General features: G+C 42.1%; 20 protein-coding genes and 1 riboswitch. Of the genes, 4 read left to right on the plus strand and 16 right to left on the minus strand.

Annotated elements, in window-relative coordinates; genetic code table 11:
* The first annotated feature begins 162 nt into the window (after positions 1-162).
* The gene (locus M3205_RS02050) at positions 163-615 is read left to right on the plus strand and encodes a YslB family protein (protein ID WP_251168400.1); all 453 of its coding nucleotides are present in this window, start codon (positions 163-165) and stop codon (positions 613-615) included.
* A 62-nt stretch (positions 616-677) separates the two neighbouring features.
* On the opposite strand, the gene M3205_RS02055 is transcribed toward M3205_RS02050, so the two are convergent.
* The 13 genes from M3205_RS02055 to zapA all read right to left on the minus strand — a co-directional run bounded on the left by M3205_RS02055 (position 678) and on the right by zapA (position 16,823).
* Positions 678-1,907 (minus strand): aspartate kinase, encoded by a 1,230-nt coding sequence (locus tag M3205_RS02055; protein WP_251168401.1) that lies wholly within the window; start codon positions 1,905-1,907, stop codon positions 678-680.
* Between the two features lie 193 nt (positions 1,908-2,100).
* Positions 2,101-2,280: riboswitch (Lysine riboswitch) on the minus strand.
* 120 nt (positions 2,281-2,400) lie between these two features.
* Positions 2,401-4,194: an excinuclease ABC subunit UvrC gene (gene uvrC, locus M3205_RS02060; protein ID WP_251168402.1), complete on the minus strand. Its 1,794-nt coding sequence runs from the start codon at positions 4,192-4,194 to the stop codon at positions 2,401-2,403.
* 473 nt (positions 4,195-4,667) lie between these two features.
* Positions 4,668-4,982 carry a thioredoxin gene (gene trxA, locus M3205_RS02065; protein ID WP_251168403.1) on the minus strand — a complete coding sequence of 105 codons (315 nt, stop codon included), beginning with the start codon at positions 4,980-4,982 and terminating at the stop codon, positions 4,668-4,670.
* Between the two features lie 171 nt (positions 4,983-5,153).
* The gene (locus M3205_RS02070) at positions 5,154-6,131 is read right to left on the minus strand and encodes an electron transfer flavoprotein subunit alpha/FixB family protein (RefSeq protein ID WP_251168404.1); all 978 of its coding nucleotides are present in this window, start codon (positions 6,129-6,131) and stop codon (positions 5,154-5,156) included.
* Between the two features lie 41 nt (positions 6,132-6,172).
* Positions 6,173-6,946 (minus strand): electron transfer flavoprotein subunit beta/FixA family protein, encoded by a 774-nt coding sequence (locus tag M3205_RS02075; protein ID WP_251168405.1) that lies wholly within the window; start codon positions 6,944-6,946, stop codon positions 6,173-6,175.
* 264 nt (positions 6,947-7,210) lie between these two features.
* On the minus strand, positions 7,211-7,984 hold the full coding sequence (locus M3205_RS02080) for an enoyl-CoA hydratase (RefSeq protein WP_251168406.1): 774 nt from the start codon (positions 7,982-7,984) through the stop codon (positions 7,211-7,213).
* Between the two features lie 40 nt (positions 7,985-8,024).
* Positions 8,025-8,609: a TetR/AcrR family transcriptional regulator gene (locus M3205_RS02085; protein WP_251168407.1), complete on the minus strand. Its 585-nt coding sequence runs from the start codon at positions 8,607-8,609 to the stop codon at positions 8,025-8,027.
* Positions 8,610-9,034: 425 nt separating this feature from the next.
* A complete protein-coding gene (locus M3205_RS02090) occupies positions 9,035-10,738 on the minus strand; it encodes a long-chain-fatty-acid--CoA ligase (RefSeq protein WP_251168408.1) in 1,704 nt (567 codons plus the stop codon).
* A gap of 351 nt (positions 10,739-11,089) precedes the next feature.
* The gene (locus M3205_RS02095) at positions 11,090-11,497 is read right to left on the minus strand and encodes a DUF350 domain-containing protein (RefSeq protein ID WP_251168409.1); all 408 of its coding nucleotides are present in this window, start codon (positions 11,495-11,497) and stop codon (positions 11,090-11,092) included.
* A 64-nt stretch (positions 11,498-11,561) separates the two neighbouring features.
* Positions 11,562-13,919, minus strand: coding sequence for an endonuclease MutS2 (locus tag M3205_RS02100; protein WP_251168410.1), 2,358 nt, complete (start codon positions 13,917-13,919; stop codon positions 11,562-11,564).
* 30 nt (positions 13,920-13,949) lie between these two features.
* Positions 13,950-15,668, minus strand: coding sequence for a DNA polymerase/3'-5' exonuclease PolX (gene polX, locus M3205_RS02105; protein WP_251168411.1), 1,719 nt, complete (start codon positions 15,666-15,668; stop codon positions 13,950-13,952).
* Between the two features lie 343 nt (positions 15,669-16,011).
* Positions 16,012-16,554 (minus strand): CvpA family protein, encoded by a 543-nt coding sequence (locus tag M3205_RS02110; RefSeq protein WP_251168412.1) that lies wholly within the window; start codon positions 16,552-16,554, stop codon positions 16,012-16,014.
* A gap of 2 nt (positions 16,555-16,556) precedes the next feature.
* Positions 16,557-16,823 carry a cell division protein ZapA gene (zapA, locus tag M3205_RS02115; RefSeq protein WP_251168413.1) on the minus strand — a complete coding sequence of 89 codons (267 nt, stop codon included), beginning with the start codon at positions 16,821-16,823 and terminating at the stop codon, positions 16,557-16,559.
* A 326-nt stretch (positions 16,824-17,149) separates the two neighbouring features.
* On the opposite strand from zapA, the gene rnhC reads away from it, so the two are divergent.
* On the plus strand, positions 17,150-18,088 hold the full coding sequence (gene rnhC / locus M3205_RS02120) for a ribonuclease HIII (protein ID WP_285885949.1): 939 nt from the start codon (positions 17,150-17,152) through the stop codon (positions 18,086-18,088).
* A 63-nt stretch (positions 18,089-18,151) separates the two neighbouring features.
* Here the strand turns inward: rnhC and pheT are convergent, their stop codons facing one another.
* Positions 18,152-20,566: a phenylalanine--tRNA ligase subunit beta gene (gene pheT / locus M3205_RS02125; RefSeq protein ID WP_251168414.1), complete on the minus strand. Its 2,415-nt coding sequence runs from the start codon at positions 20,564-20,566 to the stop codon at positions 18,152-18,154.
* A 42-nt stretch (positions 20,567-20,608) separates the two neighbouring features.
* Positions 20,609-21,646, minus strand: a complete 1,038-nt coding sequence (pheS, locus tag M3205_RS02130; RefSeq protein WP_251168415.1) for a phenylalanine--tRNA ligase subunit alpha — start codon at positions 21,644-21,646, stop codon at positions 20,609-20,611.
* A gap of 221 nt (positions 21,647-21,867) precedes the next feature.
* On the opposite strand from pheS, the gene M3205_RS02135 reads away from it, so the two are divergent.
* Positions 21,868-22,017 (plus strand): hypothetical protein, encoded by a 150-nt coding sequence (locus M3205_RS02135; protein WP_251168416.1) that lies wholly within the window; start codon positions 21,868-21,870, stop codon positions 22,015-22,017.
* A 151-nt stretch (positions 22,018-22,168) separates the two neighbouring features.
* On the opposite strand, the gene M3205_RS02140 is transcribed toward M3205_RS02135, so the two are convergent.
* A complete protein-coding gene (locus tag M3205_RS02140; RefSeq protein WP_251168417.1) occupies positions 22,169-22,918 on the minus strand; it encodes a TrmH family RNA methyltransferase in 750 nt (249 codons plus the stop codon).
* 142 nt (positions 22,919-23,060) lie between these two features.
* Between M3205_RS02140 and sspI the strand changes: the two genes are divergently transcribed.
* Positions 23,061-23,267, plus strand: coding sequence for a small acid-soluble spore protein SspI (sspI, locus tag M3205_RS02145; RefSeq protein WP_251168418.1), 207 nt, complete (start codon positions 23,061-23,063; stop codon positions 23,265-23,267).
* Positions 23,268-23,698: the final 431 nt, after the last annotated feature.

Raw genomic sequence — 23,698 nt, forward strand, 5'->3', positions numbered from 1 at the left:
AAAAAACATAAATTATTCTGCGGTTCAATATGACCTAATTGCCGGTCTGCAATATACTGAAATAGTAATTATTTCTATGCAAATCGTTCTATTTTTCCCCGAATTGATATTAACTCCCACTGCATATTGTATATAATAGAATCATAGAAAGAGGGGAGACTATTGAGCGAATTAGCATCTGCGAAATCCACTAATGAAGATCACATACAGACAGTTCCGATATTTGGCTATGAACTAATCCGGGAAGTTCTTTTGCATGACCTTTTAGGAAATGAGGCACCGGAAATTTTATATTGGGCCGGAAAAAGGATCGCACGCATGTATCCTCTTGAAACAGCCGGCCAGATTGCCGAGTTTTTTATAAACGCCGGCTGGGGAAACATTTCCGTCGTAAACGAATCAAAACATGAAATTGAAATGGAATTATCAAGTCAACTGATTGAAGACCGGTGCAAAAAGAACAATAACTGCACCTTTCAGCTTGAGGCCGGTTTTATAGCCCAGCAGATTGAATTTCAAAAAGAAGTTATTTGTGAGGCATTCGAACATACCCGGAAAAAAAACGGCAAAATCCTTATTACGGTGAAGTGGGATAAAAAAGACCCTGCTGAATAACATTTAATATGTACAAACGATAAGCTATCAACTTATGATAGCTTATCGTTTACAGCTTCGAATTAAGCCTTAACCGCAGAAACAGACAGCTTGAATGCCTCATGTAAAGCGTCAACAGCATCAATCATTTTACTGTTTTCCACTACCGCTGATACTTTAATTTCTGACGTACTTACCATTTTTACTTGAATTTCATTCGCTGAAAGCACTTCGAACATTTCTGCAGCCACCCCCGGATTTGAAATCATACCTGAACCGACGATTGAAACCTTTGCAAGCCCGGATTCCCACTCAATGCGGTCATAATTTAATTGATCTCTATTCTTTTCCAAAACTTTCACTGTATCTGTCAGGTCTTCATTCTTGATTGAAAATGACAGGTTAGTAGTTTGGGCTTCTGTCATACTCTGAATAATGATATCGACATTAATGTGGTTTTTGGCGAGCGACGAGAAAATAGTAGACAGCCCAGTCAGTGAATTAGGAAGACCAATGATTGTTACTCTTGTTATGTCATCTTCAAAAGCTACACCGCGCACCACTAAATTTTGTTCCATTTTTACTTCCTCCTCAATGATTGTTCCGGCTTCCTTTTCTAGGCTTGAACGCACTTCAAGCGGAAGTCCAAAGTTTTTAGCGAATTCAACTGCTCTCGGATGGAGCACTCCAGCCCCCAAATTGGCCAGCTCAAGCATTTCATCATAGGACACAGAATGTAACTTTCTGGCATTCTTTATAAAGCGTGGGTCGGTTGTAAATACACCGGTAACATCAGTATAAATATCACATTTATCAGCCTTAAGGGCTGCAGCCAGTGCAACAGCTGTTGTATCAGACCCGCCGCGGCCAAGTGTGGTGATGGAACCATCTTCTGTTACCCCTTGGAAACCTGCTGCAACCACAATTTTCCCCTGATTTAATTCCCTCTGAATGGTACCTGGATCAATATTGACTATCCTCGCATTTCCATGGACTGCTTCTGTTTTAATACCTGCCTGCCACCCTGTAAAAGAAACGGCGGGATGTCCTTTTGCATTTAATGCCATTGCTAATAAAGAGATGGTCACCTGTTCGCCGGTTGTAAGCAGCATATCCATTTCCCTTTTATCTGGCGATGGGGAAATCTCCCTTGCCATGCCAACCAACTGATCAGTCGTTTTGCCCATTGCCGAAACAACAACAACAACATCGTTCCCACGGTTTTTTTCCTCAATTACACGATTAGCGACATTTTGTATTCTGTCGACAGTCCCCACGGAGGTGCCTCCGAATTTCTGAACTATGATTCCCACAGCTTTCCCTTCTTTCTAAAGAACTCGTAATTTTATGATTTGCCGTCCTTTGTAAATGAAGCAAGATATTCCACTCGTCTGTATTTGACAATGGCCTTAAATCTAAAAATACCCCTTTTGGGCAATAAAAAAAGCAATGGAATAGTTTAACTATCCCATTGCTGTGCAGCCAAAATGTATAAGTGAGCAAACACAGTGAGATAGCTCTCCAGGACGGCAATGTCCTGACAATCCTGCATTTATTCAATGCAGAACCAGCAGAAAAAATGATGAGATTTTCCCCACTTCGGCGAACATACCCTTTCAAAGCTTTTCATGGAAGCTCATTCTTCTCCAAGCTTTTACTGATGAAGTTCGCACCTCTACCTTCACTTAACGATTATGTCCGATAGTTCAGTTTAACTATATGGACATGCGCTTTATCGCTATAAAGTGATATTGATATAAAGTTTCAATTAGTATAACATGTCTGATTTTTTCTGTCTATATCCGTTTAAGACTTGGAGTTTCCATTTTGTTCCTCAAGTTTCTGCTTTAACTCCTCAGCAACATTTGAAGGAATGCCTAGTTTTCTAAACTCCTCAATTGGTGCCTCTTTCATTTTCTTAACAGATCCAAAGGCCTTTAGCAGCTGTTTCTTTCGCTTTTCACCTATACCCGGAATTTCATCCAGAATAGACTGAAAGGCACTTTTCCCGCGAAGCTGACGGTGAAAAGTAATCGCAAAGCGATGAACTTCATCCTGAATTCTCTGCAGCAAATAGAATTCCTGGCTGTTCCTTGCAAGCGGAATAATCTGAAGCGGATTACCATATAAAAGCTGTGAAGTTCTATGCTTCTCATCCTTCACCAGGCCTGAAATTGGAATATCCAGACCAAGCTCATTTTCAAGCACATCCCGTACAGCTTCAACATGCCCTTTTCCTCCATCAATCAAGATTAAGTCAGGAAGCGGCAATCCTTCTTTCAGTACTCTTGTATATCTGCGGCGGACGACTTCTCTCATCGATTCATAATCATCAGGACCTTTGACGGACTTTATTTTATATTTTCGATACTCTCTTTTCTCCGGTTTGCCATCAATGAAGACGATCATGGCAGAAACAGGGTCCGTCCCTTGGATATTTGAATTATCAAACGCTTCAATCCGGTGAGGAGTATAAATTCCAAGCTGATCACCCAGATTTTCAACAGCTTTAATAGTCCTTTCTTCATCACGTTCTATTAAAGAGAACTTCTCCTGGAGAGCAATTTTTGCATTTTTATAAGCAAGCTTCACCAGGTCCTTTTTTTGCCCGCGCTGCGGCTTTAGCACTTTCACATCAAGAAGCTGTTCTGCCATGACTGTATCAACGGAATCGGGTGCCAATATTTCACGGGGTTTAAAGTGATTTGCTTTAGTATAAAACTGGCCGAGAAACGTTAAAATTTCTTCTTCCGGCTCATTATAAATCGGAAACATCGATACATCCCGTTCGATGAGCTTGCCCTGCCTGATGAAGAAGACCTGGACACACATCCACCCTTTATCAACTGCATAGCCAAATACATCCCGATCTGTAAAGTCTGTCATCGTCATCTTTTGCTTTTCCATAGTTGCATCTATATGGGCAATTTTATCTCTTAGCTCTGTTGCTCGTTCAAAGTCCAATTCTTCGGCTGCGGCAGTCATTTTTGCAGTTAGGTCTTTTTTAATCTCTTTGTATCCGCCGTTTAAGAATCTCGCAATTTCATCTGTCATTTGCTTATATTGTTCTTCACTTACTTCCTTTACGCACGGTGCAAGGCATTGGCCTAAGTGATAATAAAGGCAAACTCTGTCCGGAAGAGTTGAACATTTCCGAAGAGGGTAAATACGGTCGAGCAGCTTTTTTGTTTCATTGGCAGCCTGCACATTTGGATATGGGCCAAAGTATTTTCCCTTATCTTTTTTTACTTTTCTTGTTGTAATTAGACGGGGATGGCGTTCGGCCGTCAATTTGATAAATGGGTAGCTTTTATCGTCCTTCAGCATTACATTATATTTTGGATCATATTTCTTGATCAGATTCAACTCAAGGACCAATGCTTCCATATCTGAAGATGTGACGATGTACTCAAAGTCCACGATCTCATTAACAAGTCTTAATGTTTTTCCGTCATGTGACCCTGTAAAATAAGATCTGACCCGATTTCTGAGAATTTTGGCTTTCCCCACATAGATAATGGTCCCCTGCCTGTCCTTCATTAAATAACAGCCTGGCTGCGCAGGTAACAGCACCAGTTTATTTTTTATCGTCTCATTCATGGCACTCCACCTCCCCGATTAAATATTTTCTAATAAGGCTCTATACGAAAAATTTTATTTAACATTTATCTTAATTTTTATAATCACCTAGTATGCAATCTCCTCGTGAAGATTAGTCTGCAAGATAAAAGCACTATCATTCCCATCTCATTATATCAGCTGGTAAACTTGCAGCATAACTGCTAAACACACATGATAAAGTGAAACTTCAATCAGTGGGGTTTTCTTTTTCCCCCACTGATTGTTAGTTGAGGCCCACAGGACGTGGCGATCTTAGTCTTTGTACTTCTTTTCGGGCCTTTACATTATTAAGCGAAGCAACTTGTCTTGGGGTGACAAGCATAAGACGATCCCCTGGGAGCCGCAGCTAGATTGGACAGTTTGCTGAGTCTTGAAGCGGGGGGCTTACTTCCCGTTAGACTGCGATAAAAAAATCCCGATGTCCGCATGGACACCGGGAAATTTCTTATAGATTAAGCATGCTTTGAAAGTAATTCAGCAAGAGCTTCTTTCGGCTGGAAGCCAACCGCTTTATCCACTACTTCACCGTCTTTTAATACGATCAAAGTCGGGATGCTCATTACGCCAAACTTGCCAGCTGTTTCCTGGTTTTCGTCAACATCGACTTTTACGATTTTGACTTTATCGCCCATTTCAGAATCAAGTTCTTCTAATACAGGAGCGATCATTTTACAAGGGCCGCACCATGGAGCCCAGAAATCTGCCAATACTAATCCCGAACCAGTTTCAGCAGTGAAATTTTGGTCAGTTGCGTGTGTAATAGCCATTTGTTATGCCTCCTAAAATTTAACTCAAATACTAACGACAGTATATCATCGTTTATACGATGTTGCGAATAATCTGCTCGATCGTAATTTACCCTATGTAAAGCAGATTATTCTCTTTCTTTCTTATGAGCTTTATGTATAATGGGCGGCAATCTGCCGCCCATTTGTACTTTATGCGTTTACTTTAAGCTTTTTGAACTCTTCTGTTAACAGAGGAACAACCTCAAACAGATCTCCGACAATACCGTAATCAGCTACCTTAAAAATATTGGCTTCCGGATCTTTGTTGATCGCGACGATTACTTTGGAGTTGGACATCCCGGCTAAGTGCTGAATAGCTCCTGAGATACCACATGCAATATACAGATCAGGTGTTACCACTTTACCCGTCTGTCCAATTTGCAGTGAATAGTCGCAATAATCAGCATCACAAGCTCCCCGTGAGGCACCTACAGCTCCATTTAAAACAGAAGCAAGCTCTTTTAATGGCTCAAAGCCTTCCTCGCTCTTAACACCGCGGCCGCCGGCAATAATAACCTTAGCTTCGGATAAGTCAACGCCCTCACTCGCTTTGCGGACAACTTCCTTAATGATTGTGCGAAGATCCTTGATCTCTGCAGCAACAGAAGCAACATCTCCTGATCTTGATTCATCTTTCTCCAAAGGAGCTATGTTATTTGGACGGATTGTGGCAAAAAGGAGACCATCTGTCACAATCTTCTTTTCAAAAGCTTTTCCTGAATAAATCGGGCGTGTGAAGACCAGATTGCCGCCTGCTTCTTCAAGGCTTGTTACGTCAGAGATTAAACCAGACTCAAGCTTGGCAGCAATTTTAGGAGCAAGATCTTTCCCCATTGCTGTATGTCCAAAAATAAGGCCGTCCGGACTTTCAGAATCAATCACAGCCATTAAAGCCTGTGAAAAACCATCTGGCGTATATTGCTTCAGCTTCTCATCTTCAACAGTTACAACACGGTCAGCACCATAGTGAATCATCTCACTCGCTAAAGCGCTTACAGAATCACCAATTAAAACTCCTACAACTTCTCCGCCTTCAGATGCAGTCTTACCAGCTGCAACAGCTTCGAAGGATACATTGCGCAATGAACCGTCACGGACTTCACCTAACACTAATACTTTTCTAGCCATATGTTTTACCCCCTGCGTTATTATTAATCAGTAATTGATGATCAGACAACTTTAGCTTCAGTATGAAGAAGTTTCACCAGTTCCTTAACTTGATCTTCCAATTCGCCTTCAAGAACTTTACCTGCTTCTTTTTTAGGCGGCATATAGATTTCAATTGTCTTTGTCTTAGCTTCAACATCGTCCTCATCAAGATCAAGATCGTCAAGCTCAAGCTCATCAAGAGGCTTCTTTTTCGCCTTCATAATTCCTGGCAAGGATGGATAGCGTGGCTCATTCAGACCCTGCTGGGCAGTGACCAATAATGGAAGAGATGTTTCAATTACTTCTGAATCTCCCTCAACATCACGCACTACTGTGGCAGAACTGCCATTAATATCAAGCTTAGTGATAGTTGTTACATAAGAAATGCCTAAAATCTCTGCTACACGCGGTCCAACCTGTCCGGAACCCCCATCGATTGCTACATTCCCAGCAATGATTAAGTCAGCATCTTTGTCTTTCAGGAATTCGGATAATATTTTTGCCGTTGTGAACTGATCCCCATTCTCAACGTCATCTTCTGTATTGATTAAAACAGCTTTATCAGCACCCATCGCAAGTGCCGTACGGAGTTGCTTTTCAGCTTCTTCTGTTCCCACAGAAACAACTGTTACTTCTCCGCCATTCGCATCACGAACCTGGATTGCTTCTTCAATTGCATATTCATCATAGGGATTAATGATAAATTCAGCGCCATCTTCATTGATTTTACCGCCGGAGATTGTAATTTTTTCTTCAGTATCAAATGTTCTCTTCATTAATACGTAGATGTTCATGATTTCCCTCCTAGTAATTAAGCCTTGTCATAGAACAAAGCCATTAATTAAAACATTTCTTCACTTCTAAAGATTGAAAATATTTAACGCGTACAGATTGGTCACCTGTTTCGAACTGCCCGCTTAGTTTAAAATTGAGCGGGCGCTCGCTCACAGACCATAATTTAACCAATGAATCTTCTGAAGATTAAATCAAACGCTTACATGTCTATTATAATAGATTATTAGGATGAATGTAATCTTTCAGCTCAATTCTTTTAACTGCTATTTTCCGGTGAAGTTTGGCTCCCGCTTATTAATAAATGCAGATATGCCTTCCTTCCCATCTTCAGATATAAATACTTTTCCAAACAATTCCGCTTCTTTCTTTACACCCTCGTAGAATTGATCGGTTTTTCCGAAGTTTAATAGCTCAATAGCCGCCTTGATGGAGCCTGGGCTCTTCTTGGCGATTTTCTTTGCCATTTTATAGGCATTTTCCAAGAGCTGCTCCTCAGGGAAGGCATGGTTAGCTAAACCGTATTGAACTGCTTCAAGCCCAGTGATAGGGTCGCTTGTGAATAGCATTTCAGCTGCACGAGCAGTTCCTACATAGCGGGGAAGCCGCTGAGTTCCAGCAAAACCGGGAATCAATCCTAACTGAAGCTCCGGTAGGCCAAGCTTTGCGTTTTCAGCTACAAGACGGAAGTGACAGCCCATCGCAAGCTCCAGGCCGCCGCCAAGGGCTGCCCCATGAATGGCTGCTATAATTGGCTTAGGGAACTTTTCCATCCGCTCAAAGAGATCCTGTCCATAGGTCGCTAAGCTTGAAAAATCCTCTCCGCTTTCAATAGTTGTAAATTCTTTTATATCAGCTCCAGCTGAAAAGAATCTGCCTTCTCCGTGAATTAGAATAACTCTAACTTCATTATTATCTTCAACTTCATCCAGCACTGCAGAAAGCTCTTTCAATACACCTGATGAAAGAGCATTCGCAGGCGGACGTTCAATTGTAATCTTCGCTACGAAGTCGCTATGGGACCATTTAAGGTATTCCATCGTATCCCTCCTACTATAATTATTTAGCACTTTATCATTTTCATGGTTTTCCGCACCCATTGATTAAAAGTTTATGAACAGGTACTGCCAATGCGGTAAGATCATATTTTTGCTCATTCATTACCCAGGTGGTCACGGTTTCGTCCATGGTGCCAAAAATCATCTGACGCGTCAGCCTGATATCCAGGTCTGCTGAAAACTCACCGCTCTCCCTGCCGTCATCAAGAATTCGTTCCACTAAAGTGAGGTAGCCTTTGAGCACCTCATTAATTTTGTGGCGAAGGTCTTTATTGGACTGCCTCAGCTCGAGCTGGGTTACAATTGCCAGGTGCTTGTCTTCCGAGAGCATTCTAAAGTGCGATTCTACCATCACTAATAGTTTCTCTGCAGCTTTCTCTTTTCCTGCTATTTTTTCCTCAATTTTCTCGACAAAGTAGCCCATTTTATCCTGAAAGAGGGATATTAATATATCTTCTTTGTTTTTAAAATATAAGTAGATCGTGCCATCAGCGACACCAGCCTGTTTGGCAATCTTTGATACCTGAGCCTGGTGATAGCCATTTTCAGCAATTACGACTACAGCCGCATCAATAATCTGCCGGTATTTAGGCTTTGTTTTTTTCATGTAGATCCCTCCTTTCAGAATAAAGTGAAACTTCAATCAGTGGGGGTTTTCCTTCCCCCCCAGTGATTGTTAGTTGAACCAATCGGGCCTTTACGGGCAGTTTGCCCCCACTTATCTCCTTTGATTCCTCTGATTCTTGAAGTGGGGGTCTTACTGCCCGTTAGACTGCGATAAACGGGGCATTGATTTCTAACAGGCAGCAGTGCGGGAAAATTCCTTTCCTGCTGCCGGGATCAGCCAGTCAACTTGGTTTATTGTTTTTAAACTAAAATGAATGAATCATCATTCATATTTTTATAATAGTAGGACTATTCATTTGTGTCAAGAATTTCCCTTTAAATATATTTTATTATTACATTTCCTTTATATCTGGACAAGCTTATTGATTCAAAAATAAAGAGCCGATTGAAAATCGGTCTCTGAAGTTAAGCCCGTTTTTCCTCTTCTTCTTTAAATTTCTTCTTTTCTTCATCCACTAACGCCCTTCTCAGTATTTTTCCAACTGCTGTTTTAGGAAGCTCACTGCGGAACTCATATAGCCTTGGAACCTTATAAGCTGCCAGATGCTTTCTTGCAAACTGATCCAGTTCACCTTCCGTTGCCTCTTTTCCCTCCTTCAGCACAATATATGCTTTTACTGTTTCTCCTCGATACGGATCCGGTATTCCGGCAGCAACCACTTCCTGTACTGCTGGATGCTCATATAGGACCTCTTCTATCTCACGCGGGTAAATATTAAATCCTCCTGCAATAATCATATCCTTTTTCCTGTCTACTACATAGAAATATCCCATCTCATCCATATAGCCAAGGTCACCTGTAAGCAGCCAGCCATCTCTTAAGCTTTGTTCCGTTTCTTCGGGTCGGTTCCAATAGCCTTTCATTACCTGAGGTCCTTTAACCGCAATTTCGCCAACTTCTCCTGCCGGAAGTGCTTCTCCCGTCTCCAGTGAGAAAATTGCTGCATCTGTATCAGGCCATGGGACACCTATACTTCCTTTAACACGGGGGCGGTCCCATAAGAAGTTCGCATGAGTAACAGGTGATGATTCAGTCAGACCGTAGCCCTCTACAAGCTTGCCACCTGTTATTTCTTCAAATTTCTGCTGGACTTCAACCGGCAGGGCTGCAGATCCGCTGATGCAGGAGTCTATAGAAGATAGATCATATTTTTTTATATCCGGATGGTTCAATAACCCAATGTAAATAGTAGGTGCTCCAGGAAATAAGGTCGGCCTTTGTTTATGAATGGTTTTCAGGGTAGTTTCAGGATCAAACTTAGGAAGGAGGACCATTTTATGCGCATCCATTACAGATAAAATCATGACTGTTGTCATTCCATACACGTGAAAGAATGGAAGTATGCCAAGCACCGTCTCCTCACCGCGCCTGCACTTATAAAGCCAGGCCTTGCACATCGCTGTATTGGATACAAGGTTGCTGTGAGATAGCATAACACCCTTAGGAAAACCGGTCGTGCCGCCTGTGTACTGCAATAAGGCCAAATCTTCTTTAAAATCAAATTTATGGATTCTAAGAGGCTCTGCCGGTCTTTTTAATATTTCTGTCAGCAAATGATTATGACCTTCATGTTTTACATTAACAACGATTCCATATTGTTTTTTCTGGATAAAAGGATATATTAAATTTTTTGGGAATGGAAGCGCATCTTTGATTGCCGTTACAATTATATGCTTTAATTCTGTATGCGGCATCACTTTGGTCACTCTGGGAAATAAGATATCCATTGTAATGATCGCTTTTGCTCCTGAATCTTTCATTTGGTATTCCAATTCACGTTCCATGTACAGCGGATTTGTCTGGACAACAATCCCGCCAGCCATCAGAATTCCATAATAGCTGATAACGGACTGAGGAGTATTCGGAAGCATGATCGCTACCCGGTCTCCCTTTTCAATTCCAAGACTCTGCAAATATGCAGCGAGCTTCAGGGAAGATTCGTATAGATATTTATATGTGAATTCCTTCCCCATAAAGTGGATTGCTATTTTTTCCGGAAATTCTTCTGCAGCATTTTTCAAATAATCCTGTACCGGCTGTTTTGGATATGACAAAGTTGAGGGGATTTCTTCCGGATACTGCTTTAGCCATGGTTTTGCTTCTGCCATTTTGTCCCTCCTTCATTCTTGCTAAAGTTTCAGAAAAGCGATGAACTCCTTCTGAACTTTTTGAACATTCTAACTGTTCTTTCTTATTATAATATAATGCTGAATCTATGACAATTAGAATAAGACCTTGCACTCAGGAAGAAATTTTCACATAGGCTGTCCACTCAACCTGTAATATTCTTCTAATGATTAAAGTAAAAAAAAATCGCCATTTGAATTGGCGATTTCCTCTTTTCCCTATTTCACAAAAATATTATGCAATGAAAAATATATAAATGGCCCCAATAAGAACAAATACTCCGCTAAGAACCAGCAGAACCTTTGCTAACTTTTCCAATTTTAATTCTCTCCTTATAATAAACCTGCACCAATGACATAAGACAAACCGATTGACAGCACCATGGAAATAAAGCCGACAGCTTTGTTATCATTCTCAATTTCTTCGTCTATTCTAAACCTTGGTGTTAAAAATTCAAATATGAAATAGCCTATTAGCAAAAGAAAGAAGCCAAAAACACCCCAGGTAATCATTGTCAGCAAGTCATCATTATGCATGATGGAGTGCCTGAAGATATTGGCAATCCCAAAAATTTTCCCGCCGGTCGCCATCGCAACAGCAAGATTCCCGTTTTTTATTTCTTCCCAATTGCGATACTTGGTGACTAATTCAAAAACGGCTAAAAAAACGATCATACACAAAATGACAACACTGTAATAAGCAGCTGTCTGGATAAACTCATTTTCCCAAAATTCTTTCATTTTCATTCTCCCCGCCGGTATTAAACCCCCTCCCCCTCTGAATAATCATAAGGGGAAAGGGAGCTTATTTGAATTCAACGATTGTAACACCTGTACCGCCTTCTCCAGCTTCACCAAACCTGATTTTCTTTACAGATCTGTGATTTCTCAGATATTCCTGAACACCCTGCCTCAATGCACCGGTCCCTTTACCATGAATGATGGAAACACGGGGGTATCCAGCCAGCAGGGCATCATCTAAATATTTCTCGACTCTTAAGAGCGCGTTTTCATAGCGCTCTCCGCGTAAATCAAGCTCAAGGCTGACGTGAAAATCTCTTCCTTTCACCGTTGCCACTGGCTTTGTTTCCACATGTTTTGGGCTTTTAATATACTCCAGATCCTTTTCGGCCACTTTCATTTTCAGGATACCAATCTGAACCTGCCATTCATTTTCAGACACCTTTTCAAGCAGATGTCCTTTTTGCCCAAAACTCAGAACTTTAACCTCATCGCCTGCTTCAAATACATGCTTAGTATTCTTTGGCTTTAGTTTATTTTTGGCTGTGTTCATCTGGGGAGCAGCATCGGACAGGCGTTTCTTTGCTTCTATCAGCTCGTGTTCCTTCACCTCAGCATGTTTCTCCATCCGCATCTTTCTTAAATCACGGATAATCTCTTCTGCTTCAGCCTTGGCTTTCTCAACGATATCGCCTGCTTTTTCTGCAGCCTTCTCATGCATAGCATCTTTTTGCTCATAAAATTCAGCCATTTGCTTTTGGAGATCTTTATGGAGTTTTTCAGCGCTTTTTAAAAAGTCATTGGCTTCTTCCATATCAGCCTCTGCCTGTCTGCGGCTTTCCTCCAGTGAAGCAATCATGTGCTCAACCTGATTTGTATCTGTTCCGATATAAGATCGTGCTGTCTCAATCACTTGATCATTGAGCCCAAGCCGTTTAGATATTTCAAAAGCATTGCTTCGGCCCGGAACCCCAATCAGCAGCTTATAGGTTGGGCTGAGCGTTTCAATATCAAATTCTACACTGGCATTGATAACTCCTTCTCTGTTGTAGCCATAAGCTTTCAGTTCAGGGTAATGAGTTGTGGCAATAACTCTTGCACCCCGCTTGTATACTTCATCAAGAATGGAAATCGCGAGAGCTGCACCTTCCTGCGGATCTGTGCCTGCACCAAGCTCATCGAATAAAACCAGACTATTGAAATCAACCTGGTTAAGAATATCGACGATATTCACCATGTGAGAAGAAAAGGTACTTAAGCTTTGTTCAATTGACTGTTCATCTCCGATATCAGCATAAACATTTCCGAAGACCGCTGTTTCAGAACCATCAAGCGCCGGGATTTGCAGACCGGCTTGTGCCATCAATGTGCAAAGCCCCAGAGTTTTTAAGGTAACTGTTTTCCCGCCGGTATTAGGTCCCGTTATAACTATTGTTGAGTAATCATCTCCGAGTTTTATATCATTTGCCACCACTTCTTCAATCGGTATAAGCGGATGCCGGGCTTTGAATAATGAAATTTCCCCCTGATTATTAATTTTTGGCTTGGAGGCTTTTATGCGTTTACTGTATCTGGCCTTTGCAAACGCAAAATCGACTTCTCCGAGCACATCTACAATGGTTTCCAGTTCACTGCTATTCTCAGCAGTCTGTCCTGATAGCACTATTAGAATCCGTTCAATCTCCTGCTGTTCTTTTACCCTGATGCCCTGTAATTCATTGTTCAGCTGGACAATGGACGCGGGCTCAATGAATAATGTCTGGCCGGAAGAACTTTGGTCATGGATTATGCCGCCATAATGGCCCCGGTATTCCTGCTTAACCGGTATGACAAACCGGTCATTTCGGATTGTTATAATCGCATCGGAAAGCATTTTTTGTGCACTGGAAGACCGAATCATGCTCTCCAGCCGCTCCCTTACGCGTGATTCTTTTGTACGAAGCTGATTTCGGAGGGAACGAAGAGTCTCGCTCGCACTGTCAAGTACTTCCCCATTGTCATCGACCGCATTACGGATAGATGTTTCCAAATCCGCAAGAACAATAATTTTATCTGTATATCCCAATAGGATCGGCAGGCTGCTTTCTTCCTCGGCAAATTCCTCGATAAACCGTTTCATATGCCGGCTTGCATGAATTGTGCTGGATATCTGGTTAAGTTCCTGGGGACTAAGCATTCCGCCAATAACCGCCCGCTTCACATGAGGTCGTATGTCAAAAATGCCGCCAAGCGGTACATTCCCTTTAATTCTAAGCACTGTTACAGCTTCATCTGTTTCTTCCTGCCTGCGGATTACTTCTTCATAGTCAGTTGAAGGAAGAATATTTAAGGCTTTTTTTCTTCCCAGGGACGAGGAAACATGTTCCAGCAGCTGTTCCTTCACTTTATTGAACTCAAGTATCTTCAATACTCTTTCTTGCATGAGGATTTTCCCCTTTCATGCCCAAATTTCCTACTGGCGTTCTGTCAGAAATCTGAGCAAATCTTCTGTTTCCAAGGCATTTAGAACGGATTCTTTCTTGATCCATCCTTTCTTTGCCGCAGAAACACCGATTTCCATATGATTTAAAGTGTCTATTTTATGTGCATCTGTATTAATCACTATTTTCACACCGGCTTCCTGAGCTTGTCTGATATGTTCGGCAGCAAGATCAAGCCGGTTCGGATTTGCATTCAGCTCAAGGGCTGTGTTTGTTTCCCTTGCGAGCTCGATGAGCATTTCCATGTCTACTTCATAGCCTTCCCTGCGGCCGATCAATCTTCCCGTAGGGTGGGCAATAATGTCAACATGAGCATTCTTAAGCGCCGTTTTCAAGCGTTCCATGATTTTTTCCTTCGGCTGTGAAAAGGAAGAATGGATGGAAGCAATGACAATGTCCAGCTCCTCCAGAAGTTCATCGTCATAATCGAGCGATCCGTCAGGAAGAATATCCATTTCTACACCTGATAATATGGTGAAATCATCGAATTGCTCATTAAGCCGCTTTATTTCTTCTTTCTGTCTGCGAAGCCTTTCGGCTGTCAAACCGTTTGCCACTTTCAGGTACTGGGAATGGTCTGTTATAGCCATATATTTATAGCCGCGGGCACGGCACGCTTCAATCATTTCCTCTATGGAATAGGCGCCATCACTCCAGGTTGAGTGCATATGAAGATCACCCTTAATATCTTCAAGAGAAATGAGCTCCATGTTTTTCGTATAATCATCTACTTCTTTCCCATCCTCCCTAATTTCAGGAGGGAAGAACGGAAGCCCAAAATGCGCGTAAAATTCCTCTTCATTATTAAACGTAAGAATTTCACCTGTCTCTGTATTTTCGACTCCATATTCACTGATTTTTTCCCCGCGCTCTTTTGCGAGCTGGCGCATTCTGACATTATGGTCCTTTGATCCAGTAAAATGATGGAGAGTTGTGGCAAATTCATGCGGCTCCACTAATCGGAAATCTGCCGATATATCATAGGAATGCTGAAAGACAACGGAAACCTTTGTATCTCCTGCAGCAATTACTTCTTTGATGCCGGCCAGACTTAATAATTGTTCCTTGACAGAAGCAGGATTAACAGTAGCTATGATAAAGTCGAGGTCTTTGATAGTTTCCCTCATTCTCCTTAAGCTACCTGCCCTTGAATACTTTTCGATATCCTTCATTTCAGCCAGGGTTGCTTCTATGCCTTCTGCTATCGGCAGCATGAATGCAAGCGGGAGCCGTTCCGGTCTGGCTCCTGCATTTTCAAGGGCAGCGAGTATCTTTTCTTCGGATTTTTCACCGAATCCTGCCAATCCCCGGACCTTCTTATTGCGGCACGCTTCCTCTAGGTCTGCAGCATTTTCAACGCCCAGTTCTTTATATAATTTGGCTATTTTCTTTCCGCCAAGTCCCGGGAGCTGAAGCAGAGGAATTAATCCGGCAGGAACTTCTTCTTTCAGTTCATCCAGGACAGAAGATTTTCCTTCTTTTATGTACTCCTCTATAACAGCAGCGGTGCCCTTTCCGATGCCGGATAGCTTTGTGAAATCATCAATTTCAGTCAAGCTGTCATCATTAGATTCAAGTGCGAGTGCCGCTTTTCGGAAGGCGGCTGTTTTGAACGGATTTTCTCCTTTTAACTCCATATAGACAGCGATTGTTTCTAAAAGTCTGACAACATCTTTTTTATTTATATTCATGAAAACCACCTGCCTTTAACTGTATTCGTATCCGTATTATCTCTTATTATGCAGTTCAACTTCAAATCATGGCTATCTTTAAAGCCTCATACTTAATAAGTTAGGTTTTGCCTTTTAAAAATTTCCCGTTGGTTTCAGCTACGGACTTGCTTTCCGCGGGGAGGCACAGGACATTGAATAACCTTCCTTGAGCTACACCGCACAAAGAAAATGCGCACGCATTTTCGAGGATCAATCATCCTCCGTTCCATCCAACTCAGTGGAAATATCCGGTTTGGAGATTTAAGCCCACCAAACTTTTAAACAGTCTTTCAAAAAGAAAACTTCTCTAGAAATAGAGAAGTTACGCAGCCATATATTCAACCCACATTTCTTTGAGCTGGTTAGAGAGAATAGGCGTATTCTTAACCATTAATTCTGCCATAAATGAATTATTGATCGGCCCCTGCAGGATTTCAATTGGAACGAGTGCTGCTATGTATAATAGAATAAACATGATAAGATAGACTTCGATAAATCCGAGAATTCCGCCGGCCCAAACATTTAGCTGTTTCAGTACCGGAAGATGAGCAACAAAGTCGAGCATGCTTCCAATAATCTGCAGTAATATTTTCACCGCAAAAAAAATCACGACAAATGCAATGGCGCGATAGTAAGCATCTTCAAGATCCCCATTCTCAAATAACGTCTTAATCGCCGAGTGACTGCTAAAGCTTGGATATGGCACCCATAAGGTCAGTTTAGGTGCAAGCTCACCGTAATACATACGGGCAACAATAAAAGCAATAATGAATCCGGTCAAATGAATTAATTGGAGGATAAACCCTCTTTTCAAGCCTATTAAAAAACCAAAAACTAAAATAATGATAATTGCAAGATCCAGCATGACTACTTTCCGTCCTTTACTCTATTTAATTCGTTTTCCAGCCGTTCCAGACGGTCTGTTAACTTTATATAATCATTAACTGCATTGACTGCGGTCAGCACGGCCAGCTTACTAATGTCGAGTGAAGGATTCTTCGAACTGATCTCACGCATTTTTTCGTCAACCAGCGAAGCGACAAGGCGAACATGGCTGGAGCTTTCTGAGCCAACTATTACATATTGCTGTCCATAAATATCTACACTAGTTCGGTTTCTTTGTATCTCTGACAACGTCCATGCCCCCTTCTTTAAAGAATCCTAATCAATATCATAACACGAACGCATATAGGTGGGAAGTCAAAGCATGTCAGATGAGCTCAGTTCTTAAGAAAAGCGGAAGCGCCTTTGCCCAACATAAGACGAGCCCTGCAAGAAGGTGTCCTTTCCTTCTGAAAAAGATTGGCTAGTCTTTCCTCCCTTGGATGCCCCAACAAGACAAGCTTATGACCATGACCTCGAGGGGTAAGCTCTGGAGCTAGACAGTTATTCAAGTTCAAAAAAGCTTTGTATTACTTCAAAAAAAATTCAAACAGTTATAAAAGATGAGGAGAATTAATATGAGCCAGGTAGTACTTTTAAAAAAAGCAAGTGAAATCTCAAAAATGAAGGCCCATTATTCAGGCAGCCTAAATGACAAGCAGCCTCCTGGAAGCGTATTTTCTGCAAAAGTGCCAGGATGTTCGATCACTGCCTATAAATCAGGCAAGGTTCTCTTTCAGGGGAGCGGATGTGAAGCAGAGGCTAAAAAGTGGGGAGATACCACCCGCAGTGCACAGCCCAGCAAAAAAACCAGCCCTGCCGCAGCAACCCTGCCAGAAAATATCAGTTCCCTTTCAGTCATAGGTTCAGATGAAGTGGGTACCGGGGATTATTTTGGCCCCATTACGGTAGTTGCAGCTTACGTAAAGAAAGAACAAATTCCTTTGCTGAAGGAGCTCGGAGTTAAGGATTCAAAAAATCTGAGAGATGAGAAAATCCTTGAAATTGCCAAACAGATCAAAGATATCGTTCCCCACAGCCTGTTAACACTTCATAATGAAAAATACAATAAACTTCAGCAATCAGGGATGTCACAGGGAAAAATCAAAGCATTGCTTCACAATCAGGCAATCGGACATGTTTTAGGGAAAATCTCTCCTGAAAAGCCTGAGGCTATTCTAATTGACCAATTTGCCAAGGAAGAGATTTACTTCAATTATTTAAAAAACCAGCAGACCATACAGAGGGAGCGGGTCTTTTTCAGCACAAAAGCGGAAGGAATTCACCTGGCTGTTGCAGCAGCATCCATCCTGGCACGCTATGCGTTTGTGCGCCACTTTGAAAACCTTAGCACAAAAGCCGGTTTCCGGCTCACTAAAGGCGCCGGTCCGAAGGTTGATGAGGCAGCCGCCCGGCTTATTAAGGAAAAAGGGCGTGAATCATTGCCTTCTTTTGTAAAACTGCATTTTGCAAATACTGAAAAGGCACTGAAGCTGTATAGCAGGAAATATAATTGATAATAAAGACAGTTAAAAGCCAATAAAAATGAAAAAGGCAGCCTGAGGGCTGCCTTTTTCATTTTATCCTCTCAATACTGCTCCGGCTTTTTCCTTCACAGCTTCTAATACTTTGTCATGCGCTTTTGTTACATCTTCATCCGTCAAAGTACGTTCAGGATCGAAGTATTTAAGGGAGAAAGCAAGAGATTTTTTGCCTGGCTCCATCCGTTCACCTTCGTACAAGTCAAAAACATATACGTCTTTTAATAATTTGCCGCCAGCTTCTTTAATGATTCCTTTAAGCTCGCCTGCTGCTGTTCCCTGGTCTGCCACAAGTGCAATGTCCCTTGTGATGGAAGGGAAACGCGGAATAGCTTCATACTGTAAAGGTGAAACATCTTCTTCCAAAATGGCTTTTAATGAAAGCTCAAATGCATATGTTTCTTTCAGATCAAGCTCTTTTTCGACAGTCGGATGGATTTGGCCGACAAATCCCACTGATACTCCGGAAAGCAATACTTCTGCTGTTCTGCCAGGATGCATTCCATCCTTTTGCACTTGACGGAATTCAATCTTATCAGAGAGTCCCAGCTTTTCAAATAACCCTTCAAGGATACCTTTTACAACATAAAAATCAACCGGCTTCTTTTCTCCCTGCCATGGATGGCTGTGCCATAGGCCCGTAACCGCACCGGCAAGATGCTCACGCTCTTCAGGCAATTCCTCTTCTCCATTTGAGAGGAACACTGCTCCCGTTTCATAAACAGCCAGGCTGTCGTTCTGGCGTGCGGAATTATATTTTAATACCTCTAGAAGCTGCGGAACAATACTTAAACGAAGCAGGCTTCGATCCTCACTCATAGGCATTGCCAGCTGCACAGGCTTGCGCTCTTCCAGTGCATATTGAGTCGCTTTCGCTTCATTTGTTAAGGAATATGTTACTGCCTGATAAAGTCCCGCACCTTCAAGGCAGCGGCGAACCAATCTGCGTTTGTTCTGGTATTGGGAAAGATGACCTGGTGTAGACGAACCAACAGGTAAAGTTGATTTCAGGTTATCGTAGCCAAATAGACGGCCAACTTCCTCAATCAGATCTTCTTCAATCGTAATGTCGCCTCTGCGGGTTGGAACTGTGACTGTGATCTTATCGTTATCAGTATTTGTCTCAAATTGAAGGCGGGCAAAGATAGCCTCTACTTCCTTCATGGATAATTCCGTGCCTAGGACACGATTTATTTTTTCAAGCGTTACAGAGACAACCGCTGGCTCCACTTGAAGTGCATCTGCTTCCACTGAACCTTCAAGCACTTCACCGCCGGCATATTGTGCAAGCAGCTGAACAGCTCTTTCTGCAGCGGCTCTAACTCTGTTTGGATCCACACCTTTTTCAAAGCGTGCGCTTGCTTCGCTTCTTAATCCATGGTCTTTTGAAGCTTTTCTAACCGTTGCTCCTTTAAAATAAGCTGATTCGATAATCACATTTTTTGTGTCAGGCTGTACTTCAGAATTTGCCCCGCCCATGACACCCGCAAGTGCAATTGGCTCTGTCCCATTTGTAATGAGAAGATGATCGCTTGTCAGCTCACGCTTTGCTTCATCAAGAGTGACAATTACTTCACCATCATTTGCTCTGCGGACAAGAATTTGCTTCGATCCCAAGCGGTCATAATCGAAAGCGTGAAGCGGCTGGCCGTATTCAAGTAAAATATAATTTGTGATATCGACCACGTTATTGTGAGGACGAATGCCTGCTGCCATCAAACGTGCCTGCATCCATACCGGAGATTGAGCAATCTTTACATTTTTTACTACCTTTGCAACGTAAAGAGGATTATCTTCTTTTGCATCCACCTGAACATCAATGTAATCTGAAGCACGTTCAGAAGTGGTCTCAGCCTGCGGCTCAGGAAGCTTTACTTCCCTTCCGAAAATAGCCGCTACTTCATAAGCAACCCCCAGCATGCTTAAACAGTCAGATCGGTTCGGTGTCAAGCCAAGCTCCAGAATCTGATCATCCCGATTAAGCACCTCCAGAGCATCCTGACCAACCTCTGTATCATTAGGAAAAACATAAATGCCTTCAGAGTATTCCTTTGCAATCAGCTTGCTTTCAATGCCGAGCTCTTGAAGCGAACAGATCATTCCATTCGATTCCTCGCCACGAAGCTTTGCACGCTTTATTTTGAAATTGCCTGGAAGTACAGCTCCAACAGTAGCCACGGCCACTTTCTGTCCCTTATCCACATTCGGGGCACCGCAAATAACTTGAACAGGCTCACCAGCCCCAGTATCAACTAAACATTTATTCAGTTTATCAGCATTTGGGTGCTGTTCCCTTTCAAGGACATGCCCTACAACAACACCCTTAATGCCTTCATTCAAAACCTCTACGCCTTCAACTTCTATACCGCTTTTAGTAATCTTTTCTGCAAGCTCTTCAGGAGTAACGCCTGATAAATCAACATATTCCTGCAGCCATTTATATGAAACGAACATTTGTGATCCTCCTTAGTAATTGTCAAGCTCCGGACTTTCTAATTATTCATGAATTGAAAATTGCTTCAAGAAACGCACATCATTTGTGTAGAAATGACGAATATCATCCACACCATACTTCAGCATGGCAATTCGCTCAGGACCCATTCCGAATGCAAAGCCTGTGTATTTCTTAGAGTCGAAGCCTGCCATCTCAAGAACATTTGGATGAACCATTCCGGCACCAAGAATTTCAATCCAGCCAGTGCCTTTACATACGCTGCAGCCTTTCCCGCCGCAAATCTTACAGGAAATATCCATTTCCACTGACGGCTCTGTAAACGGGAAGAAACTTGGGCGAAGACGGATTTCCCTGTCATCACCAAACATTTTCTTTGCAAAGACTTCCAATGTTCCTTTTAAATCAGTCATTCGGACGTTTTCATCTACAACAAGTCCCTCTATTTGCATGAACTGGTGAGAGTGGGTAGCGTCGTCATTATCACGACGATATACTTTACCCGGGCAGATAATTTTAACTGGCCCCTTGCCTTCATGCTTCTCCATTGTTCTTGCCTGCACCGGCGAAGTATGGGTACGAAGAAGAATATCTTCTGTAATATAGAAGGAATCCTGCATATCCCGGGCAGGATGGCCTTTAGGAAGATTCAATGCTTCAAAATTATAATAATCTTTTTCAACTTCAGGACCTTCAGCTACCGTGTAACCCATTCCAATGAACAGATCTTCAATTTCTTCAATAATTCTTGTCAGCGGATGGTGGTTTCCTGATTTAACAGGTCTTCCCGGAAGAGTGACATCAATTTTTTCTGCAGCCAGTTTTTCCTGAACAGCCGCTTCCTCCAGGTGCTTTTGTTTTTCTTCAATTCCGGCAGCAATGCTGTCCCGCACCTCATTTGCAAGGGCCCCCATTTTTGGACGCTCATCAGCAGACAATTTCCCCATTCCTTTAAGCACTTCAGTAATCGGGCCTTTTTTGCCTAAATAGGATACACGGATATCATTTAGCTCTCTTAAATCAGCGGCTGCGCTGATCTTTTCTAACGCTTCAGTTTGCAGTTCCTTTAAACGCTCTTGCATCTAAAAATCCTCCTTGAAATTAATTCATTTACTTTTTTGGCCAAAATAAAAAACCTCTATCCCCCATAAAGGGACGAGGTTTCGCGGTACCACCCTTTTTAACACATATATGTACTTCATGCACGTGTTCACTTCATTGGGATAACGGCTTATGCCGGAACATCTTTACATCAAAAAGCGGAAGCGACTGCCCAGGGGCGACAAGAATTAGACAAGATGGCATGAAGGTTGAACTTAACCTTCTTGACAGATTGGCTGATGACCTCGAGCCCCTAGGAGCCGGAGCTGACAGTTATCAATTCTTTATCGCTTACTTTTCAATGGTCCCGATGCCAACTCAGGAGGTGAAACTTCACTTGCATTTCCTGTAAAAATGCTTTCAGTCTTAGGCATTTTCTCCCTGAAAAGGATGAGTGCAAGGTACTGGTCTCCGTCATCGTTTTATTATTATAATTTTGCTGTTAATTATATTACATTCTTAAGACTGTTTCAAACGGTTTTGAAAAAATTGCCGCCCATTTTCTATTTTCTTAGATGATAAAGAAGAATTCCGGCAGCCACCGCCACATTAAGTGATTCGCTTTTCCCGAATATCGGTATATAAAGGTTTGCTGCTGTATTGGCCAAGAGCTCTTTATTTACCCCATTTCCTTCATTTCCAACGAGCAGGGCGAAGGAATCAGATGACTCATACTTCGTATATTCCCGGGCATTTTCCAAAGCGGTTCCATAGACAGGTACATTACTTTCTTTCAGTTTGAAGATCCAGTCGGAAAGTTTTCCTCTTAAAACAGGCACATGAAAGTGGCTGCCCTGTGCAGAGCGGAGCACCTTCGGGTTATATGCGTCAACACTGCCTTCACCCACAATAACGGCATCTATTCCAGCCGCATCAGCCGTCCTGATCATCGTCCCCAGATTGCCGGGATCCTGTACGGCATCAACTAATAAAAACTGTTTTCCTTTCACTTCCTCAGCGGATGGCTCCTGGCTGCAGACAGCAAAAATCCCCTGTGGTGTTTCGGTATCTGCCAGCAGTCCGATGATTTCATCTGTAACCATTGTTACAGGGATGTCGCCATAGTCCCAGGCTGGAGGCATATTTTTATTTTCATCAATCATTATTTCTTCTATTTGATTTGCTTTAAGTGCTTCTTCCACCAGATGAAAACCTTCAACTAAAAAAGTTCCTGTTTTGTCACGCTCTTTTCTGGCAAGAAGTTTTTTCCATTCTTTAACTTTCGGATTTTTTGCAGATTGTATATGCTTCAACACGGTCTCTCCTTTTAAAGAAAATCCCGTACAACCGGAATTTTTCTGTACAGTTTTTTCATTATAGCTTATTTGGAATACATAATAAAAGTAAAAATTAGAGAAGATAATAACGAATTAAATCTGGAAGGAGTGTATTAAGGTGAATTTAAACCTGCGCAATGCCATTTTACACAATGTATCAGGCAACTCTCAAGATGAACTGAAAGATACAATCGTGGATGCCATTCAAAATGGGGAAGAAAAAATGCTTCCTGGCTTGGGTGTTTTATTTGAAATTATTTGGAAAAACTCTTCTGAAGAAGACAAGCTCGAAATGCTTGAAACCTTGGAGAGCGGTCTTAAGTAAAGGCTCTTTTCGTATAAATTGTTGTTTTCGTTTATCAATGTTGTCCGTTGATTGCAGTGAGAGGATGCTCAGCGAACCACGGGGCGGGCGGCGAGCATCCTCGACGCTGCGCGTCTGTGGGGTCTCACCTGTCCCGCTACTCCCGTAGGACCTTGAGTAAACACCGCACGAAGAGAATGCGAATGCATTTTCGAGAATCTCGCACCTTCCGCTCCAATCAACTCAGTAAATATAATATAAATAGCAACAAACTTTGCGAAAACAGCCTAAATACAAAAAGAAAAACTCCGGAAAATCCCGGAGTTTCAGACTGTCGACAAACTCGATGAAAATCGTACTTGTCGGGAGTCTTTTTTGATTTAAAATAGAAGTAATACAATGCTTGAGGTGATTAATATGCTTTCTAAACATAATCCAATTCAACGGGATCA

The sequence above is a fragment of the Cytobacillus firmus genome (genome assembly GCF_023715565.1).
GTDB classification, from domain to species: Bacteria; Bacillota; Bacilli; order Bacillales; family Cytobacillaceae; genus Cytobacillus; species Cytobacillus firmus_C.

What these genes read in the sequence shown, in the direction of transcription:
- M3205_RS02075 (WP_251168405.1), bottom strand. Translation starts at nt 6,946, where the DNA reads ATGAACATCTACGTATTAATGAAGAGAACATTTGATACTGAAGAAAAA.
- M3205_RS02090 (WP_251168408.1), bottom strand. Translation starts at nt 10,738, where the DNA reads ATGGCAGAAGCAAAACCATGGCTAAAGCAGTATCCGGAAGAAATCCCC.
- M3205_RS02110 (WP_251168412.1), bottom strand. Translation starts at nt 16,554, where the DNA reads ATGCTGGATCTTGCAATTATCATTATTTTAGTTTTTGGTTTTTTAATA.
- M3205_RS02080 (WP_251168406.1), bottom strand. Translation starts at nt 7,984, where the DNA reads ATGGAATACCTTAAATGGTCCCATAGCGACTTCGTAGCGAAGATTACA.
- trxA (WP_251168403.1), bottom strand. Translation starts at nt 4,982, where the DNA reads ATGGCTATTACACACGCAACTGACCAAAATTTCACTGCTGAAACTGGT.
- rnhC (WP_285885949.1), top strand. Translation starts at nt 17,150, where the DNA reads ATGAGCCAGGTAGTACTTTTAAAAAAAGCAAGTGAAATCTCAAAAATG.
- uvrC (WP_251168402.1), bottom strand. Translation starts at nt 4,194, where the DNA reads ATGAATGAGACGATAAAAAATAAACTGGTGCTGTTACCTGCGCAGCCA.
- pheS (WP_251168415.1), bottom strand. Translation starts at nt 21,646, where the DNA reads ATGCAAGAGCGTTTAAAGGAACTGCAAACTGAAGCGTTAGAAAAGATC.
- M3205_RS02100 (WP_251168410.1), bottom strand. Translation starts at nt 13,919, where the DNA reads ATGCAAGAAAGAGTATTGAAGATACTTGAGTTCAATAAAGTGAAGGAA.
- M3205_RS02095 (WP_251168409.1), bottom strand. Translation starts at nt 11,497, where the DNA reads ATGAAAGAATTTTGGGAAAATGAGTTTATCCAGACAGCTGCTTATTAC.
- polX (WP_251168411.1), bottom strand. Translation starts at nt 15,668, where the DNA reads ATGAATATAAATAAAAAAGATGTTGTCAGACTTTTAGAAACAATCGCT.
- M3205_RS02070 (WP_251168404.1), bottom strand. Translation starts at nt 6,131, where the DNA reads ATGGCTAGAAAAGTATTAGTGTTAGGTGAAGTCCGTGACGGTTCATTG.
- M3205_RS02135 (WP_251168416.1), top strand. Translation starts at nt 21,868, where the DNA reads ATGAAGGTTGAACTTAACCTTCTTGACAGATTGGCTGATGACCTCGAG.
- M3205_RS02085 (WP_251168407.1), bottom strand. Translation starts at nt 8,609, where the DNA reads ATGAAAAAAACAAAGCCTAAATACCGGCAGATTATTGATGCGGCTGTA.
- pheT (WP_251168414.1), bottom strand. Translation starts at nt 20,566, where the DNA reads ATGTTCGTTTCATATAAATGGCTGCAGGAATATGTTGATTTATCAGGC.